The organism is Maribacter sp. PR1, assembly GCF_028464145.1.
Lineage (GTDB): Bacteria > Bacteroidota > Bacteroidia > Flavobacteriales > Flavobacteriaceae > Maribacter.
The window spans coordinates 93634-112188 of sequence record NZ_JAQPCG010000001.1; the positions used below are offsets into that span (position 1 = coordinate 93634).

The 18555-nt window shown below is 38.8% G+C and carries 15 protein-coding genes and 1 other RNA gene; 11 read left to right on the forward strand and 5 right to left on the reverse strand.

What is annotated here, in order from left to right:
* Positions 1-1197: an NAD(P)-dependent oxidoreductase gene (locus PP182_RS00430; RefSeq protein ID WP_272649358.1), complete on the reverse strand. Its 1197-nt coding sequence runs from the start codon at positions 1195-1197 to the stop codon at positions 1-3.
* Positions 1198-1348: 151 nt separating this feature from the next.
* Between PP182_RS00430 and ssrA the strand changes: the two genes are divergently transcribed.
* Positions 1349-1748: a transfer-messenger RNA gene (ssrA, locus tag PP182_RS00435) on the forward strand.
* A gap of 235 nt (positions 1749-1983) precedes the next feature.
* Here ssrA and PP182_RS00440 read toward each other — a convergent pair.
* Positions 1984-2907, reverse strand: a complete 924-nt coding sequence (locus PP182_RS00440) for a LysR family transcriptional regulator (protein WP_272649359.1) — start codon at positions 2905-2907, stop codon at positions 1984-1986.
* Positions 2908-2997: 90 nt separating this feature from the next.
* Here PP182_RS00440 and PP182_RS00445 point away from each other — a divergent pair, with 90 nt between their 5' ends.
* The 9 genes from PP182_RS00445 (at position 2998) to PP182_RS00485 (ending at position 14342) form a co-directional block, all read left to right on the forward strand.
* Complete coding sequence (locus PP182_RS00445) at positions 2998-3306, forward strand: hypothetical protein (RefSeq protein ID WP_272649360.1); 309 nt, start codon at positions 2998-3000, stop codon at positions 3304-3306.
* Positions 3307-3361: 55 nt separating this feature from the next.
* Complete coding sequence (locus PP182_RS00450) at positions 3362-3568, forward strand: hypothetical protein (RefSeq protein WP_272649361.1); 207 nt, start codon at positions 3362-3364, stop codon at positions 3566-3568.
* A gap of 10 nt (positions 3569-3578) precedes the next feature.
* Entirely contained in the window at positions 3579-5048 is a 1470-nt protein-coding gene (locus tag PP182_RS00455; protein ID WP_272649362.1) for a proton-conducting transporter transmembrane domain-containing protein, read from the forward strand.
* Positions 5045-7414: a DUF2309 domain-containing protein gene (locus PP182_RS00460; RefSeq protein WP_272649363.1), complete on the forward strand. Its 2370-nt coding sequence runs from the start codon at positions 5045-5047 to the stop codon at positions 7412-7414. The genes PP182_RS00455 and PP182_RS00460 overlap by 4 nt, the downstream gene beginning before the upstream one ends.
* A 174-nt stretch (positions 7415-7588) precedes the next feature.
* The gene (locus PP182_RS00465) at positions 7589-7870 is read left to right on the forward strand and encodes a DUF2188 domain-containing protein (protein WP_272649364.1); all 282 of its coding nucleotides are present in this window, start codon (positions 7589-7591) and stop codon (positions 7868-7870) included.
* Between the two features lie 199 nt (positions 7871-8069).
* A complete protein-coding gene (locus PP182_RS00470; protein WP_272649365.1) occupies positions 8070-9485 on the forward strand; it encodes an efflux transporter outer membrane subunit in 1416 nt (471 codons plus the stop codon).
* 2 nt (positions 9486-9487) lie between these two features.
* Positions 9488-10693: an efflux RND transporter periplasmic adaptor subunit gene (locus tag PP182_RS00475; RefSeq protein ID WP_272649366.1), complete on the forward strand. Its 1206-nt coding sequence runs from the start codon at positions 9488-9490 to the stop codon at positions 10691-10693.
* Positions 10694-10699: 6 nt separating this feature from the next.
* A complete protein-coding gene (locus PP182_RS00480; RefSeq protein WP_272649367.1) occupies positions 10700-13846 on the forward strand; it encodes an efflux RND transporter permease subunit in 3147 nt (1048 codons plus the stop codon).
* An 85-nt stretch (positions 13847-13931) separates the two neighbouring features.
* Entirely contained in the window at positions 13932-14342 is a 411-nt protein-coding gene (locus PP182_RS00485) for a hypothetical protein (RefSeq protein WP_272649368.1), read from the forward strand.
* Positions 14343-14369: 27 nt separating this feature from the next.
* On the opposite strand, the gene PP182_RS00490 is transcribed toward PP182_RS00485, so the two are convergent.
* The 3 genes from PP182_RS00490 to PP182_RS00500 form a co-directional block, all read right to left on the reverse strand.
* Positions 14370-15398 carry a LacI family DNA-binding transcriptional regulator gene (locus PP182_RS00490; RefSeq protein WP_272649369.1) on the reverse strand — a complete coding sequence of 343 codons (1029 nt, stop codon included), beginning with the start codon at positions 15396-15398 and terminating at the stop codon, positions 14370-14372.
* A gap of 94 nt (positions 15399-15492) precedes the next feature.
* Positions 15493-16851 carry a Gfo/Idh/MocA family protein gene (locus PP182_RS00495; protein ID WP_272649370.1) on the reverse strand — a complete coding sequence of 453 codons (1359 nt, stop codon included), beginning with the start codon at positions 16849-16851 and terminating at the stop codon, positions 15493-15495.
* Between the two features lie 15 nt (positions 16852-16866).
* Complete coding sequence (locus tag PP182_RS00500; protein ID WP_272649371.1) at positions 16867-17961, reverse strand: mevalonate kinase family protein; 1095 nt, start codon at positions 17959-17961, stop codon at positions 16867-16869.
* Positions 17962-18287: 326 nt separating this feature from the next.
* On the opposite strand from PP182_RS00500, the gene PP182_RS00505 reads away from it, so the two are divergent.
* Positions 18288-18485: a hypothetical protein gene (locus tag PP182_RS00505; protein ID WP_272649372.1), complete on the forward strand. Its 198-nt coding sequence runs from the start codon at positions 18288-18290 to the stop codon at positions 18483-18485.
* Positions 18486-18555 lie beyond the last annotated feature (70 nt).

Below are 18555 nucleotides of genomic sequence, written 5' to 3' on the forward strand. Positions count from 1 at the left end.
CTAGGACACAAAATCCTTTAAATAACTATACCTTTCGGTTAGCTTACCGCTTTGGGTCATGCGTGCCCGTTGTAGTACCCCATCCTTATCGTTGTTGAAAAAGGCAGGAATGACATTTTTCACAAATGCCTCGCCAAAACCTTCACTGGCATCTCTTGGAAGTTCACAAGGCAAGTTATCAACGGCCATAACGGCAATCGCATCGAGATTTTTAAAGTCGGTTTCTTTTTCCGTTTGTGGGTCATAGCCATAGATTGGTTCAGCTATAGTCGATGCTTTAATAGTTGAGGCCACGGGACCATCGATATCGCAACTGACATCCGCAACTACCTTAATTTTAAACTCTGGTTGTTTTGCATCTTCCCGGGTATAAAGATAGGGGGCACCCTGTCCGTAAAAATGTCCTGCAATATAGAAATCGGTAACCCTTGCAAATCTAAAAAAGTTAGATTTATACTCTTCCGGATGGGCAAAAAAATCCGCCTTGTTTCCACGAACCCCATCTTTACGTTTGTTGTATTCGCCAGCATCGATTTGGCAATAGACAGGTTCATTAAATTCTTCCTCCAGATACTCACTGACGTTTACCCTTCGCATTCCCATGCCATCCAACATTTCTCGGGAACCGTTACCTACCCTTCCCCTGCCGGTAAGCAGTACTTTGATATTGGGTAGTTTCAATTTTTTAAGTTCGCTTATCAATGCCTGTTGATCAGGCAAATCATTGGCTTTGGGCAGTTGAAATATTCCATATTTGAGTCCGTAAGCTCTAAAACCATTGTAGGCCCCTACAATACCCGCATACCTGCCAAAGGCTACTAGACGTTGCTCTTGTTTATTGGTGATGACCTCGTGGTCATATAGCTCTATATTTTTCTCCAAAATAGCTTGGAGCAGTGCCCTATTATAGGGTTGCTTTTTAATGGTATGGGAGAAGAAAAAGTATTTCTTATGGGGTATTAAGGCTTTTATAGGTACCTCTTTCACCCCTAAGAGAACATCGCAATCTTCCATTTCATCGGCAACGGGTATACCCATTTTAATATAGGCATCGTCCGCATAGGCTCGAATTGGCGATGGTTCTACGATGATTTCCGCATTGGGAAATGACTTTACGACTTTTTGACAGGCCGTTGGGGACAATACTACGCGCCTATCGGGCGGATTTTTGCGTTCTCTAATAATGCCAAACTTCATATATTCTTTTGGTATGGATTTTGAGCTAAAATAAGTAAATAAGGACACTTGGAATTAGCTCTAGGTAAAATTATAGCGAATGCTAAACTTTTGTTAGCTTTGCGACCCGACCATATTTTTATGGTCAATGTATTAAGTTCATAAACATATTGGGGCCGACTGGTTTTGACAGCGAGACCAATGGCATTGTAAGCATGCCGAGCGCTGGGGTACAGCTCGTTAATATCATACTTCACACTTTTAATTGGCGAAAATAATTACGCTCTTGCCGCATAATCTGAATTATAGTAAGATTTGCCTCGTCCCTACAAGGTAGGGAAGCGAGATGTTCCTGAATAGCCCTTGTTGATGGCGATTCATTTAGGAGCACCAGAAAAATCAACACAAGGGTATCCGCTAGCTTTGGCGGTACCACTAAAACTTAAAGAAGATAAGTGTACATTAGGCGGTTTCTGGTCAGGTGTACATCGAAAACTAAGCAGATACTAAGCATGTAGAAAGCACTGACGTTGCTTGTTTGGACGAGGGTTCGAATCCCTCCGGCTCCACGACGCTCAAGAAACCACGCCATCAGGCGTGGTTTTGTGTTTTATGGAAATTCAAAACTTTGTTTTGGAAATGAAGTAAAATACAGAACCAGAAGCTTGAGCTTCGTGGTTTCCTATTTGCAACTTTGGTAAGGAGGGAACATCGAAGATAATCCTCCTTCTTTAATAAAATCAAAAATTAATTAATAAGTAATCGACCTTTTTGTTTGCTCGCTTTCTTGACCTGTAATATCAGGCATTAAAAACCTTTAATCCAATTAAATTTTTGTTGAATTATTTCCTCCTTGTTCTTAGCTAAATAGTCCAAAAAAGCTACTGCTGCAGGTGAAAGGTTTTTTGACTTTAGCCAAATAAGGTTCCAATTGGTGATAATAGGTAATCCTTTCACAGGTATAATTTTAACATCTTTGTTTTTCAAGGCATTTTTTATGCCTATTAAAGGCATTATAGAGCAGCCCAAACCTGAAATAACCGCCTGTTTTACTGCTTCATTGGAAGTAAGCTCCATCGTTTTATTTACAGAAAAATTATTACTTTCTATGAAGGATTCCATCGCGTTCCTGGTTGCTGAACCGGGCTCTCTATAAATCAAGGGAACTTTCTCGAAAAGACTCCTTTTGGTTGGCGATTTGGGAAATTTTCTATTATAGCTACTTACGTAGAACAGTTTGTTTGGCATGAGCTCCACCCCCTTTACATTTAACTTATCCGGTAATACGGAAACCAAAGCAAAATCCACCTCATTCTTTTCCAAACTTCGTACTACTTTTGTTTTATTGGTGACATCCATGATGAGGTCCACACCGGGATTTTCTTTCATAAAATCGGACATAAAAAAAGGCATCACATATTTTCCTGTGGAAACAACCGATATTTTTAGTCGACCTGAAAGTTTTCCTTGAAAGGCCATGGTTCGATAATTTATTTCTTGAACCTGATTTAAAATTCTTTCGGCAGCTTGTGCGATTTCCTTTCCGAAATCCGTGATAAAAAGTCGTCTTCCCACTACCTCCGTTAGGGGAATTGGAAACTGATCTTGAAAGTTTTTAAGCTGAATGGAGACGGCTGGTTGAGTCAAATGCAACTCCTCAGATGCTTTTGTAATACTCTGTAATTCAGATATCTTAAGGAATATTTGAAGTTGATGCAAAGTATAATTCATAAAATATTTTAATGTTTATCATTATAAATATAAATAAAATTTTATAATAATTATACTACATCTTTGTATTAGAAATCTAAAAAAACATTCATGGAAACTCAAGAACTTAAAAAAACAAAAAAGAATCAAAAAACAATTAACCTTGTCGATGGAACCTTCACACCTAGTGAAGCATCTGACGTGATTACGGCTCTTATCGACGAAAAAATAAACTTCCACAAAATACAACGTTTACAAATCTGGGAGGGTAACCATAAGAGTAAGACCCATGGTCTGGATAACAGAATTCAAGAACTACAAAAGGAAAAAGAATTGGCACGTGATATTATCAACGAAGCAAGAACAAAGGGATGTAATCTAGTTATTAATGGCACCTTGGATTTAAAGTACGTGCAATAAGAATTGAGTCGATTTTTTTGGTCTCGAACCACAATTAAAATTTCAAAATAAAATTATGCAGAAAAATAAAAATTCATACATCATATTCCTCGGAGGGCTTATTATGCTAATCCTTATCATGCTGTCTTACCTTAACAACTCTATATTTTTAGAGGAACTACTCCTTTGCGGTTTCATTATAGGGTTAACAACACTCGTAAATATGCTGGGGAAAGTAGAGAAGGTTCAATCTGAAAATAAGCAGACTCAAAAAGAGCTTTAAAATTAAAGAAATGACCACACTTTTAAACAATACCCTGAAAATCAATTCAAGCGAAGCCAAAAAAGAGATTTTAACCGGGGTCACCCCGGTTTTATTTTGGCTTTTATTCACGGTAAATCTGGTTTATATAATTTATTATTTTCCAAATATACCAGAATGGCAATGGGGAGACCTTCTTAGAATAAATGGTTTTACCATTTTGTTAGCCACTACGGTTTCCTTTTTAAGTGCCATTATTAGCACTTATGCATACACATACTTCAAAGAACGTAGTCACAGGTCAAGATTTATGCTCTTATGCCTTGGGTTTACCGTTTCTGTCTTATTTTTTATTCTATCCAATCATTTATTACTTCTTGTATTAGGTTGGTTATTGATGGGGCTTACCATGTCCAGTCTAATAGGCATGAATAGCAATTGGGGAGAAGCGAGGGAAGCCCAAAAATTTTCTGGAGAATACTTTTTCGCGGGTAGTTTCCTTTTAGGTATTGGGTTGCTCGTACCGGCCGCTTATAACAATAGTATAACCTTGGAAGGTTGGTTGGCGAATATTGGTGAATCACCAAACTATATTTTGATATTTTCAGCCATTTGTATTATTGGTGCCGCCATGATTCAGTCAGCCATATTTCCTTTTCACCGATGGTTGCTTTCCTCTTTAACGGCACCTACCCCAGCATCCGCATTAATGCACGCCGGATTTGTAAACGGTTCGGGTATCCTATTGGCCTTATTGGCACCTCTAATTCTAGCCTCCCATACCTTGGACATCCTATTGATCATTGGAGGTTTAACTGCAATAGCGGCACAGTTCATCAAGCTTATACAAGTGAACGTTAAACAAAGGTTGGCCTGCTCCACGATTGCTCAAATGGGCTTTATGATCATGCAATGTGGATTGGGTTTCTTTAACGCAGCCATAACGCATTTAATACTTCATGGTTTTTACAAGGCTTCACTTTTTCTGTCCAGCGGAGAAGAAATTGAACAACTCGATCCAAAGAATCCGCCAAGTATTCGAATTAAATGGTACCAAGCAATAATTGTACTACTATTTAGTGTAATGGGTGCGTATACTTTCGCACAACTCACCGGAAAAGGTATGCAATGGGACAGCGGAATTTTTCTGACCTTAATAGCCTCCATTACAGTGGGACAAGCCACCTATAACATTATAAAGCAAAACCCATTGAGCGGTTGGCAAAAAATAGTATTGCCCCCGGTGCTTTTTATTGCCGGTATAGGCGCTTATGTGCTGTTTTATAATTGGGTAACCATACTGATGTCAGGCATGTCGGTTTTTGAGGCACCTACTGCTATTTCCCCCTTCCAAATTGGTTTCGGAATTGTCTTCTTAGTAGGATTCTTTCTAATGAAGCTTGGCATTTATAGAAAACTACCTTGGCTTTATGTGAAGCTCTTGAATGTATCCCAACCTAACAAAAAAACCATTTTAATGTTTAAAAATAAAGCACAATGAATCGAATAGATATCGATATACTTATAGATAAGGCTTCCGAATGCATTGGCACCACTTGGCCCTTATATTCCTTTGTTACTTCCAACCCTTTGAGCGGGTATGAAAATAAGCCATTTTACCAAGCAACGAAAGAGGCCAAGGATAATTTGGGTGCTACGATTTTCCCTAAAGTATCAGTTTATCGAAAAGCTTTGGAAAATGGCAATATTAGTATTTCTGAATTGAAGCAGTTACTGAAAGAAAAAGGGTATACAGCTTCGCCGGAGTCCTATCTGCAAATGATGGAATCACAAATTTCCCAAGAAATAGAGAATACCAGCAATACCCTAGATCGTTACATGGTAAAGTGGTTAGGTGCCTTTATGGACGAAGGTTTGGCAGAATGGCAAATGCCTTACAAATCCGAGGGATTTTACCAAGCATGGAGAAAACTAGCTCCTTTTGATGAAAGCTTAGGAGATGTAAGACTTAAAAATATTCCCAATACAAGTGAAGAAGCTCTTAAAATCGTTCTAAATAAATCAACCGAACAAGAAATTTTAGATGCCATTATGGTTCATATGGCTGCTTTACCCGGTTGGATAGGCTATATAAAACACAGAACAAAAAGTCTACCAACGTGGCACAAAAATGCTCCTATTGCATTGAAGGATTATTTGGCCGTAAGATTTTGGATTTGTAAAAAAATCGGGTTGAATATATTTGAGCGTTCAACTGTTCGAAATACCGAATCCCAAATAACTGAATTGCAATATTTGTTTTTATCGGCCTGGGAGAAAAGTTGGCAAAACGAACTCGTTAAAACGCTGAAGGAATCATCGATTAAACCTAATCAAAGTCAGTCGGGAACTACCCCTGATGCTCAAATGGTTTTCTGCATAGATACACGTTCGGAGTTGATTCGAAGACACGTGGAAAACAAAGGTCATTACGAAACCTTTGGCTATGCCGGCTTCTTTGGTATCGCCATGGATTATCAAAATTCAAAGAATGGTATTGCGCAAAAATCTTGCCCACCAATAGTGGACTCATGTTATACAGTCAATGAAATCCCTAAAAAGAATAAGGATGCGCAAAAGGAATCGTTAGACCGCAAAAACGAAGTGCGTACATTCTGGACCTATTTTTTGAAACGAATGAAAAATATGTTGCCTTCAACCTTTGGTTTCGTGGAGGGTGCAGGTTTCTATTACGGAGTAAATTTATTTACACGGACACTCTTTTCAAAAACGATATATCGCTGGAATCACAAACAACGTAACACCTATGAAGAAACTTGCGAGCCTTCCATAAATACAAGCATTGCATCGGAAAAACAAGAACTTGCTATTCCATTGGCAGAAAAGACCGCTATAGTAAAATCCGCTTTTCAACTTATGGGTTGGAAGAACTTTGCTCCACTAGTCCTTTTTGTGGGGCATGGGAGTCATTCTGCCAACAATCCTTTCGGCTCCAGTTTGGACTGTGGCGCATGTGCCGCTAGTCCAGGAAGGCACAACGCCAGAATGTTGGCAAAATTGGCAAACGAAAATGAGGTAAGGCAATTGCTTTTGGAACAACATAATATTAGAATTCCTAAAGGCACCTTGTTTATTGGCGCTGAGCATAATACTACAACTGACGAAATTGTACTTTTCGACTCCAATATACCTCAACAACATCATAAGGCTTTGAAAACTTTAAGGTCAAATTTGGAAAAAGCGCAACTGACCGCCACCCAAGAAAGACTTTGCTTATATAAGAACAGTATTCTTCAAGCACATATCAATGCCAGCAACTGGGGTGAAACCAGACCTGAATGGGGACTCGCCAAAAATGCAAGTTTTGTTATTGCCCCAAGAAAAATAACCAAAGAAAAAAACTTGGACGGTCGCTGTTTCCTTCATTCCTATGACTGGAAAATGGATCCAGAAGGAACTGCCTTAGAAGCTATTATGCAGGGTCCTATGGTAGTAACACAGTGGATCAATAACCACTATTATTTTGCTACCGTAGATAATGAAAAGTTCGGAGGGGGAAGCAAAACCACACATAACGTTACCGGTAAATTTGGCGTTGTCCAAGGAAACGGCGGAGATTTAAAAACGGGACTACCCTGGGAATCATTGTTCGATAAGACAGAGGAACCATACCACCTCCCCTTAAGACTATCAGTAGTCGTCCATGCACCAAAATCACGGGTCGATAAAATTTTGGATAACAATACATCTCTAAAATCCCTTATTACTAACAAATGGCTTCATCTGATCATCATGGATCCAGAGGACCAAACGGAAACGTTGTGGGAACCGGCTGACAATAAGATAAAAACGGATCATTCTGAAAAAAATCGGAAGCATGAAAAATCAGAAGCAATAATGGCATGAGTTTAATATTTATAATCAGAATCTTAAGCATTTGTATTAGCAAGTAAATCCAGCACCAAGTTTCTGTTCTAAAGCCACCTTTGAGGTGGCTTTTTTGTCGACCAATAAAAAAGTAGAATATTATTTATATGATAAAAAGAATAGGAATAGTATTTTAGAAATAAAAAATTTCAAATGGCCGAAAAATCCATACTACGCACAATAATCGAACTGATTGAAGTTTTTTTTAACAGCTCGCAACACGTTAGACGTGAAAGAACTTGGCACCAACATGTAGTACCTTATGAAAAAGATTGGGCGGTACGGCGAGAAGGAAACAAAAGAATTACGAGCAAACACAGGAAACAGAGTACGGCAATAAATAAGGCTAAACTAATTGCAAAGAAGTATAAGGCAGATGTTATCATACACCGTGAAAATGGTGAGATTAGAGACCGTATAAGCTATGATGATTAAAAGATCAGAAAAGAAGAAACCAATATCCAAACATTAGCGATAAGAAGTTTAGTGCGCTTTATACATGTAATGATTAACTCATTTCGCCAATCCCTATACACAACCTTCATTTTTATGTTTTTGTTAATACTCATTTTCCTGTAAATGCACTATTTTACTGGATATGGTACCATTACCAAAACCAACTTTCTACAACCCTATGATAAATCTACCTTTTAAATCAAAAGGTCTTATTCACATATATTTATATATTTTCATTTTACTATTCCTATTAACTATAGGTTGTTCGCCAAAATATACGAACACCTCCCTACCCATTGAAAATATTCAGGACTTTTCAGTGACAGGAAATCAACCGTTAGAGGAGAAATGGTGGACTGTTTTTAAAGATGAAAACTTAAATACATTAATGGATAGCGCCATGCAATCCAATATGAACCTCGCTGCTGTTTGGCAACAATTTATAGCTTCCAAAGCGGTGGTAAGAGGTCAAGCTGCCAATAAGTGGCCACAGATAGATGCTTCCGCGCAAACTGCCCGTAATTTTCCTGAACCCGATTTTGTGGGTGGAGAGAATACGCAATTGGGATTGTCCACATCTTATGAAGTAGATTTATGGGGTAGAATACGAACTTCTGTTCAGGCAGAAAAGCTACGTGCAGAGGCCAGTCTTTTCGACTACCGGACAGCGGCAATAACCCTTTCCTCAGAAATAGCATCTACATGGTATCAACTTCTAGTGGCCAAAAAACAATTGCAAATTACCGAGGAGCAGATTGGAGTTAATGAGGATATTATTAAACTCATTCGTTCTAGATTTGTTGGTGGACAAATTAGGGCTGTAGATATACTAAGGCAGGCTCAGCTATTAGAGAGCACCAAGGAACAACGGATTATATTTCAAACAAATGTACAGATTTTAGAAAATCAATTGGCAGTTCTTTTGGGTAGACAGCCACAGGACACTTTAAATCTTGAATCTCAAGATTTACCTACTTTACCTGAGCTACCGGAAACTGGACTACCACTAGAATTAGTGCGTCGCAGACCGGACATACAACAATCCTATGCGCAATTATTAGCGGCCGATCGCGATATGGCATCTGCCGTTAAAAGTAAATATCCTAGACTTTCGCTGTCTGCTCGGGGCCAGTTGCGTTCCAATAATTTTGACAACCTATTTAAAAACTGGGCGTACTCCATCGCGGGAAGTTTATTGGCCCCTTTATTTTACGGCGGACAACTAAGTGCCGAGGTCGATAGAACGGAAGCCATAAAGCAACAACGGCTGTATCAATATGGTCAAACGACCCTGATTGCCTTTCAAGAAGTAGAAAATGCTATGGTACGGGACCAAATGCAGAAGCAGCGACTCGAGAATATTAAGCGACAATTAGAATTGGCAGAAAAAAGTAATAAACAATTACGGGTTGAATTTTTGAATGGTTTTAGTCCCTATTTGGATGTCCTAATAGGACTGGACGCTGAACAACAGTTGAGAAGGGATTACCTAGACGCACAATTACAAAAAATACAGATTCGAATAAACCTGCATCGGGCTTTGGCCGGAAGCTTTGAAACGAACAGAGAATTAGAAATGGAAAAAACACAATAAAAATGACCAATAAAAAAATACTATGGATTTGTTTGGGGATTATATTGGCAGGTATTGCCATAACTACCCTAATATTTTCTACGGAACCCGAGGCAAAGACTGAGGGAGCGACCGTGGAAACAGCAATGTTGGTCGATGTTACAGAGGTGAAAGAAGGTACTTTTGAACCGGTAATTGTCGCAACGGGTACTGTTCAACCCGTTGAGGACGTACTTTTGAGTCCATTGGTTTCTGGTCAAATTATTAGACGTGACCCTGCGTTTACACCTGGTGGTTTTGTAAAAAAGAATGAAGTTTTGTTACAAATAGATCCTTCGGACTATAGGAACACCTTAGACCTACGCAAGAGTGAGTTGATGCAATCGCAAACCACTTTAGATACAGAAATGGGACGGCAACAAATTGCATCTCAAGACCTTCAACTAATCGTGGATGATTCGCTTTTTGGTAGTAACCCACTCTCCGAAGAAGAGCGACAACTAGTTCTTAGAAAACCTCAGCTTAGTGCCGTGAAGGCTACCATAGAAGCCTCTAAAGCTTCCATGAAGCAGGCGCAGTTAAACTTAGAAAGAACAACGATAAGAGCTCCCTTTGACGCTCACATCTTAACTCAAAACGTTACTACAGGTTCACAAGTATCTCAAGGGGATAATTTGGGACGTATCGTAGGAACCGATTATTATTGGGTGAATGCCACCGTTCCGGTGTCCAAATTACAATGGTTAAAATTTCCTCAGGATAATTCAGAAAAAGGTTCTCCCGTGCGAATAGAAAATTCGACAACCTGGCCCAAAGGTACTTTTAGACAAGGATATTTAGACAGGCAAATTGGCGCCCTGGATGGACAAACAAGATTAGCTCGTGTCTTGGTAAGAGTAGAAGATCCATTAGCACAAAATGATACAATTCAAAATAAACCCAAACTAATTATTGGGTCTTTTGTAGAGGTATTTATCAATGCATCTCCCATCAAAAACGTTGTACGCCTGAATAAAGACCATATAAGGAGTAGTGAAACGGTCTGGGTAATGAAAGATGATAAATTAGAAATTAGACAAGTAGATATTTCTTTGACCGATGATGAATATGCCTATATCTCCTCTGGATTGGAAAATGGCGATAAGGTGGTTACTACTGATTTAAGCACCGTGAGCAATGGCATAGGATTACGTACCGAAGGAAGCAGCACTCCAGAAACAACAGAATAAAAACGCATGGAAGAAAAAGAAAAGTTGAATGAAAGTAGTACCAGAAAAGAAGGAGCCATTGCCTACATGGCCCGCAATTCGATTGCTACAAACCTTTTAATGTTATTGTTATTGGGTGGTGGTATTTTTACCATGTATACCATCCAGAAAGAAGTTTTTCCAGAATTTCAGCTAGACTTCGTCGAAGTTTCCGTGGCCTATCCAGGAGCATCTCCCGCCGAGGTTGAACAGGGTATTTTACAACCTGTTGAGGAGGCCGTAAGAGGAGTCAATGGAATTAAGGAAATAGTTTCCGAAGCTGGCGAGGGTTCGGGACAAGTTACTATAGAATTAGTGGCCGGGACCGAAAGAATGAAGGCGTTTCAAGATATTGACCAAGCTATCAACCGAATTAGAACCTTCCCTGATGACATAGAAGAACCCGAAGTCGCTCTTCAGAACCGGCAAAGGGACGTAATCCAAATCGGACTTTATGGAAGTGCGGACATTTGGACGCTAAGACAACTTGCAGAACGCCTAAGGACCATATTACTAAACAACCCACAAATTACCCAAGTAGAACTGGGAAACGTTCCCGAATACGAGACACGTATTGAAGTCCCAAAAAGCAATCTTCAGAAATACAACCTGACCTTAGGGCAAATTGCAAACATCATACAACAAAGTAGTAACGATGTGCCAGCAGGGGCCGTACAGACGCAAAGTGGGGAAATTTTGCTGCGTATGCAAGAAAGAAAACAATGGGCAGAAGAATATGGTAATATTACCGTTGTTTCTTCCACGGATGGGGCTAATCTCTTATTAAAGGATATTGCTACAATTACGGACGGATTTGAGGAAGTTGGTTTTCACGGCCAATTTAATCAAGAAAATTATGTAGAGCTCAGAATATTTAGAATTGGAGACCAATCCCCATTAAAAATTGCCGAAGCTGTTCAGGGAATATTAGACGATTTCCAAATGCCTCCAGGGATAAAATACAGAACAGACAGTAACAGGGCCGCTGATTACAAGGAGCGTCTGTCCTTATTAACGGAGAACGGCGTTTTGGCCATCCTAATCGTATTGGTCATTTTAACCTTGTTCTTGGAATACAGACTGGCATTTTGGGTTATGATGGGAATGACTGTATCCTTTATCGGAGGGATGATTTTACTACCGCTTATTGGTATAAGTGTCAATATGATTTCTATGTTCGGATTTCTTGTGGTGCTGGGTATTGTAGTGGATGATGCCATCGTCGTAGGGGAAAACGTATATGAATATAGACAGAAAGGCTTAAGTCCAATGCAAGCGGCCATAGCGGGAACAAAGGATGTTTCCCTTCCGGTTACCTTCAGTATTGTAACCACCATTATTGCATTTGTTCCCTTGCTATTTATGCCAGGCGAAACCGGTAAATTCTGGCAACCTTTACCAGCGGTGGTTATCGTAATTCTTTCTGTGTCCCTAGTGGAAGCACTTTTTATACTTCCCTCGCACCTTGCCCATCTTAAAAAAGAAAAGAACAAGAAGAAAAACAAATGGGTCCGTAAATTGGAAGGTTGGCAAGGTTCCTTTGCTAAGAGTTTCGACGGTTTTATTGAAAATAGGTACAGACCTGTTTTAGATAAATGCCTACAATACAGATATATAACGCTCAGTGCCGCGGTAACGCTTTTATTGATCGTTGGAGGTTATGGATATAGTGGTCATATGGGAATGATTATGATGCCAGAGGTTGCTGCCGACGAAATAGAATGTGGTGTTCGCTTACCTGTAGGAACAACTCCAGATCAGGCAGCAAAGGTTGCCTATGAAATTTCGAATGCCACACAGCGTATGTTTGAAGAACATGACTTGTATGAGGTTGCCGAAGGGATTAAGACCAATGTAAGGGGGCAAAACTTCATCGATGTGGAAATAGTAATGTTGCCACCCGATCAGCGTGATATAACCGCCGGTGAAATGATTGCCTTATGGCGTGATAACATTGGTGACATACAGGGAGTGGATCAAATAACATTTGAGGCAGAACGTGGACCCGGAGGCGCAAGGCAGGCCATAAGTGTGGATTTGAGTCACTCCGATATCGATGTTCTCGAACGTGCAAGTTCTGCTTTTGTAGATAGGATGAAATCTTTTTCCAATACACGGGACGTTACGGATAATTATAACAAAGGAAAGCTGCAATACGACTTTAAGTTATTACCACAAGGTAGAAATCTTGGACTTACCTCCGATGAAATTGGAAGACAGGTACGCGATGGATTCTTCGGGGCATTAGCCATGCGTCAATTACGAGGAATGAACGAAATAGAAGTACGCGTAAAATTACCATTGGAAGAACGTAAGGATATTAAAAATCTAGAGGATTTTCTTATTCGTACCTCGGATGGTATAGAAGTACCCTTAATGGATGTGGTAGAGGTGGAACAGCGTGAAGCCTTTACCAGTATTAACCGCAGGGACGGAAGAAGAGTAGTAAATGTAGGTATGGATGTAGAACCGGCAAATTCCGTAAGTCGGGTACTGGCCTCCATGCAAGAAGAAGTACTACCTCAACTGAGAAGTGATTTTCCAGGTATAACTTGGACTTTTGAAGGAAGTCAGGCAGATATGCGAGAAAGTACAAATACCTTAAAAGCAGGTTTCAGTATTGCCATGATATTAATTTATGCCCTATTGGCCATTGCTTTTACTAGCTATACCCAGCCCTTAATCGTGATGACAGCAATACCTTTTGGAATTGTCGGGGCTGTTATTGGTCATATCCTATTGGGTTACGACCTTTCCTTAGTGAGTTTAATGGGGGTTATTGCCCTCTCTGGTGTAGTGGTGAATGATTCCCTAATCATGATTGATTATGCTAATAAACGGCGAATTGCCGGCGACTCCATTTACGAATCTATCCATGAGGCAGGATTGCGCAGATTTAGACCTATTATACTAACCACGATGACGACATTTGGTGGGTTAGCTCCAATTATACTGGAAACTTCCAGCCAAGCTTTTTATCTTATCCCGATGGCCATTTCATTAGGGTTTGGAATTGTATTTGCAACAACGATAATTCTGGTAATTGTCCCCTGTTTGTATTTAATTTTAGAGGATATAAAACTTCTTAAAAAGAAAGGACGAACTGTACAACGGGTCGATGTCCTTGAAGCATAGGCAATGCTGTTTTGCTACAAATTATAAGCGTTACAATTATTGGCTTTTGAATTACTAAAATTCAAGAACTTCCAATACATTGTAAATGAACGCAAAAACGCATAGCATGGATAAAGAAGAATTATTGGGAAAGGAATTGAGTAATTTATATGCCATTTCTAAGCAGGTAAATAACTTTTTTAATGATAGTGACATCAGTTTTCTTTCAGAAAGAAGAAAGGGAATTTTGGCCAATTATTTAAAGTTAAGCTGTAAAAACGAAATAGAAATAGCAGAAACACTTAGAGGCATCAGCGTGAATCCAGGAAATACTACAGATTCCATAGTTGATGAAATTACTGATAATCTACAAGAAATCATTTCACAGAACGACTTCAAAAAGGATTCCAAGGAAATGTCCTATATGATGTCTTTAAATAGATTGATGAGCTATCACGTTGCCAATATCGAAAACGTTAGGTTCTTACTACAAAACGTAGAACTCAAGAACCTGTAAATTCCATTTTACAAATTGATAATCAGGTTATAAATATCCCTCGATGTTCTCCTTAGTAAGGATGTCGATAGGTAATAATTTAGTCTTGGGTATTTCACGTCCGTACAATAAGTATTCTGCCAGGAAAGACACTCCGTAATACCCCTGAAGTTTTGGATTCTGATTTAAAAGAATATCAATGGTACCTTCTTGTATCAATTTGATGTTCTCAGGAATCAAATCATAACCGATTACCTTTAACCGTGGATGTAATTTCAAAAACTTAGCTATTAAATGTGTTTTTGAATTTGTAATATATACGCCGTGTACGGATTTTAGTTTTTCGGAAATGGTCTTCGAATTTAAGGCTTTAAAATATAAAATATCAATAGTCGTCTTTGGGTCATTCTCTTTAAGGTAATCGATGAACCCTTTCTCCTTCTCCTTAACATGTGTTAGGTTTTCTATCTTACCGTCAAAATTTAAAATCAGTAATCTTCTATCTTCTGTAGAAGAATCCGTCATCATATTCATTAAAAAGCCAGCGGTACGTCCACTTTGGTAGTAATCCTGACCAATAAAAGAATTATAATTAACACTTTCTATTGGGGAATTCAACAAAACATAAGGAATACTTTTCGTTTCAAGTTCCAGATACAAATCGAAGCAATTATTCGTATAGTAGGGTACAATAATTAAAGCATCTGGCCTATTTTCAATTACAGATTGAAAGCTATCATAATATTCTTCCTTAGAGACACCCAACTTGTAATTATCAACCCTCACACCAAAAGATTCCATTTCTTTAGAAGCTTCGGCGATACCCTGATTCATTTGCATCCAGTATAAATCACTTTCGTCATCTGGTATTAGAATCGCTATCGTATACCTCCTATGGTTCTTTAAAGACCTAGCTATCAAATTGGGTGTATAGTCAATCTTATTCAGTACCTCCTCTATCTTTTTTCTAGCCTTTTCAGAAACTTTCCCCCTATTATTCAAAACACGATCTACAGTACCTCGGGATACACTTGCTAAATTGGCTATATCCTTAATAGTATAGTTTTTTTTATCCATTTTTTCTATTTGAGGACAGGGGGTATTGGTTTATGTAAATGGAACAAATAAGTCAACTTTAAAGAATATTGCTTTTCTAGAGTTGAAATAAAAGCTAAAAAGAATCCTTTATCCAATTGTAGGGCTTTCTTTTTACCCAATTACCTCTAGTAAAATCGGGAAAATCCTGGGGTTCACCATTATTGGCAATAGATCGTTCCGATAATGGAGTAATAGCACTCCAGGCCGCTGCATCATAAGCATCCATAGGAGGAGCAATATTCTCCTTGGCAGATTCTACAAAAGCATTGATTACAAAGAAGTCCATACCACCATGTCCTGCGCCACTGGCATATTCTCCATACTTCTTCCAAAGTGGATGATCATATTTTTTAAGCCATTCATCGGCCTCGTCCCAACGATGTGGTTCAGATTTTCCTTCAATATATATTCGGTTACCATCAACTTCCCATAGGCCATTGGCTCCCTGTACCCTAAACCCTAAGGAATAGGGCCTTGGAAGGTTACAATCATGAGTGACGATAATTGTCTCTCCATTTGAGGTATCTATAGTTGAAGTAATTACATCACCTTGCTTAAAATTCAACTTGGCATTGGGATGGTCTTCCCCGCCCTTGTCCACGATATAATTATGTAATCCAATACCTTTAGTGGCATGCGAGGTTAATGAAACAAATCGATTTCCACGATTGATATCGCACATAGCCGCTATAGGTCCGACCCCATGAGTGGGGTAAACATCCGCATTTCTTAATAGGGAATGTTGGGTTCTCCATTTGGCCTCCGAGATTGCCTTCTCCCCAAATTCTACTCCTTCACCATAAGGTTCTTTTCCGTCATTAAACTTGACTCCTCTTAAATCATGCTGATAACCACATCTAAAATGTACCAGCTCCCCAAAAACATTTTGCCTTACCATGTTTAAAACGGCTAAAATGTCCCTTCGGTAATTCACGTTTTCGAGAATCATCATGTGTGTACCCGTTCTTTCATGGGTATTTACCAAATCCCAACATTCTTCCATCGTGTTGGCTGCCGAAACTTCTAAACCTGCATATTTTCCGGCCTCCATGGCATCCTTGGCCATCCGGGTATGCCATAACCATGGAGTGGCAATAACAACAGCATCCACATCGGATAACTCCAAGAGGTTTTTGTAATCCAATTCATTCTTGCCAAAAACTTTAGGTTTGGCAACATCATTTTCAGTAATCATATCCAAGGCCAACTCAATACGTTCTTGATCAATATCGCAGATAGCCGTAATCAATACATCATCGCGCATCATTAAATTTCTAAGATGATTGGTACCTCTTAACCCTATACCAATCATTCCTACTCTTAATTTTTGAGCCGAATGAAACATACCGAAGGAGAACTGTGGCAAAATTGTGGCGCCAGTAGCTGCTATGGAAGTCGATTTGATAAACTGTCTTCTTGAATTAGATTTCATTTCAATACTTTTAAATTAGTTTAATTTGGTTTCGGTTCTTAATCCAGAATCGACCTTGATAGGATAGGCATCCTTTGCACCCACGGAAAATAAAGCCGATACTATTTTATTTTCGGTACCCGGTTCCGTGATAACGACAATACTACCTCCTCCTCCAGAACCTACAATTTTTGCTCCGTATGCTCCATTATCAAGAGCAGCGTTAATCATGGCGTCAATTTTTGGCACCGTAATCCTTAATTTGTCCCTTAATATTTTATGATGTTCATACATCAACAAACCTATGGTGTCTAAATTTAAGATAGGTTTTTTAAACTCCTGAATAGCCATTTGAGTTATATGGTGATTCTCAATAGCCGCTTCAAAATATGGTTTTAATTTATTGGGTAGTATATTCGAATATTTTTGAATATCACCAACCTTAACACTAGAAAGCTGAAAATCCTTAAATTTAAGTTCCACGATTCCAATGGCGGTAAGTGTATTGCCCTTTACCCTTGAAAGTAGCCCTACAGTTTCTTTGGGAACACCGGAAACACCAGAAACCATACCACTTAATTTTGATGAAATCCCAGAACATTTAAATGGGGGGGAAGTTTTTATGTTCACTATACCACCAACAGCTATACTATAGTGATCCATCATACCACCAGGCTCGTTGTGTTCAACAATTTCTGCCAAGTAACCTAATTCACCCAAATAATCCTTGGTAACGGTATCATGGACACCAAATGCCTCTACTAAAAATTTTATCCAAGCCAACAGTACTGCTGTGGAACTGGAATTACCAGAATTAATAGGGATATTACCGGATAATTCAATATCATATCCCAAATCTGGAATACACCCTTTTCTCCGTAAAACCCTTAATGCTGAACCAAAATAATCCCGTGGTTCCAAATGATTAAAAGTATCAGAAATTGGGATTTGTCTTACGGAATCTATATCCCGCATTCTTATTACAAAATTCTCTGAACCGTTGGGCCGAGCTATCAAATTAATTCTTCTATCTATGGCACAAGCAATGACCGGCAGTCCTAAATAGTCTTGATGATCCCCAAAAAGACAGGTTCTTCCAGGGGCAGTTATCCTAATTTTCCTATTCTTCAACTTTACCAATTTAAATTCCAAATGGTGCTTGTACGCTTAAAATCCATGAAAAATATTTTACACAAAAGTCTGCAGAGACAATAATACAACTAATTGTGTTCGAGCACAAAAATTGAAACCAAAAACATCTTCTATTAAAAAGAATCTCGAAAATGGTCAATAAAATTGTTCTATTTCGCCAACAGTCTATTCAATTTCAAGTTGTTAGAATCTTTGTTAAAAAACTGTTGATTAAAAACATCTATTTCATTTCAATATTTATTTATATTTGATAACCGACCCTTCTTGTACCGATGATTAAAAACATTAAAACCATGTTCAGTAACATGAACGACTTCACTCGTGAAGCAGCGCTTACCTGTCTTTGCAATGAATTCAAATTGAACGACAAAAGGTTCATAAAAAAAAATTGGATGATCGGGGGGAGAATTCCAGAAGAATATCAAGAAAGAACCGTGGTTATTTTCCAAAATCTACTGCGGGAACAAGCAATGAAAGTTAGGGAAATCCAAGTGAATTTATAACTCATATAGATTTTCTTCAATCTCAATAAAGCTATTTTTCAAGGAAACAAAACCGGCAATTTCAGAGGAA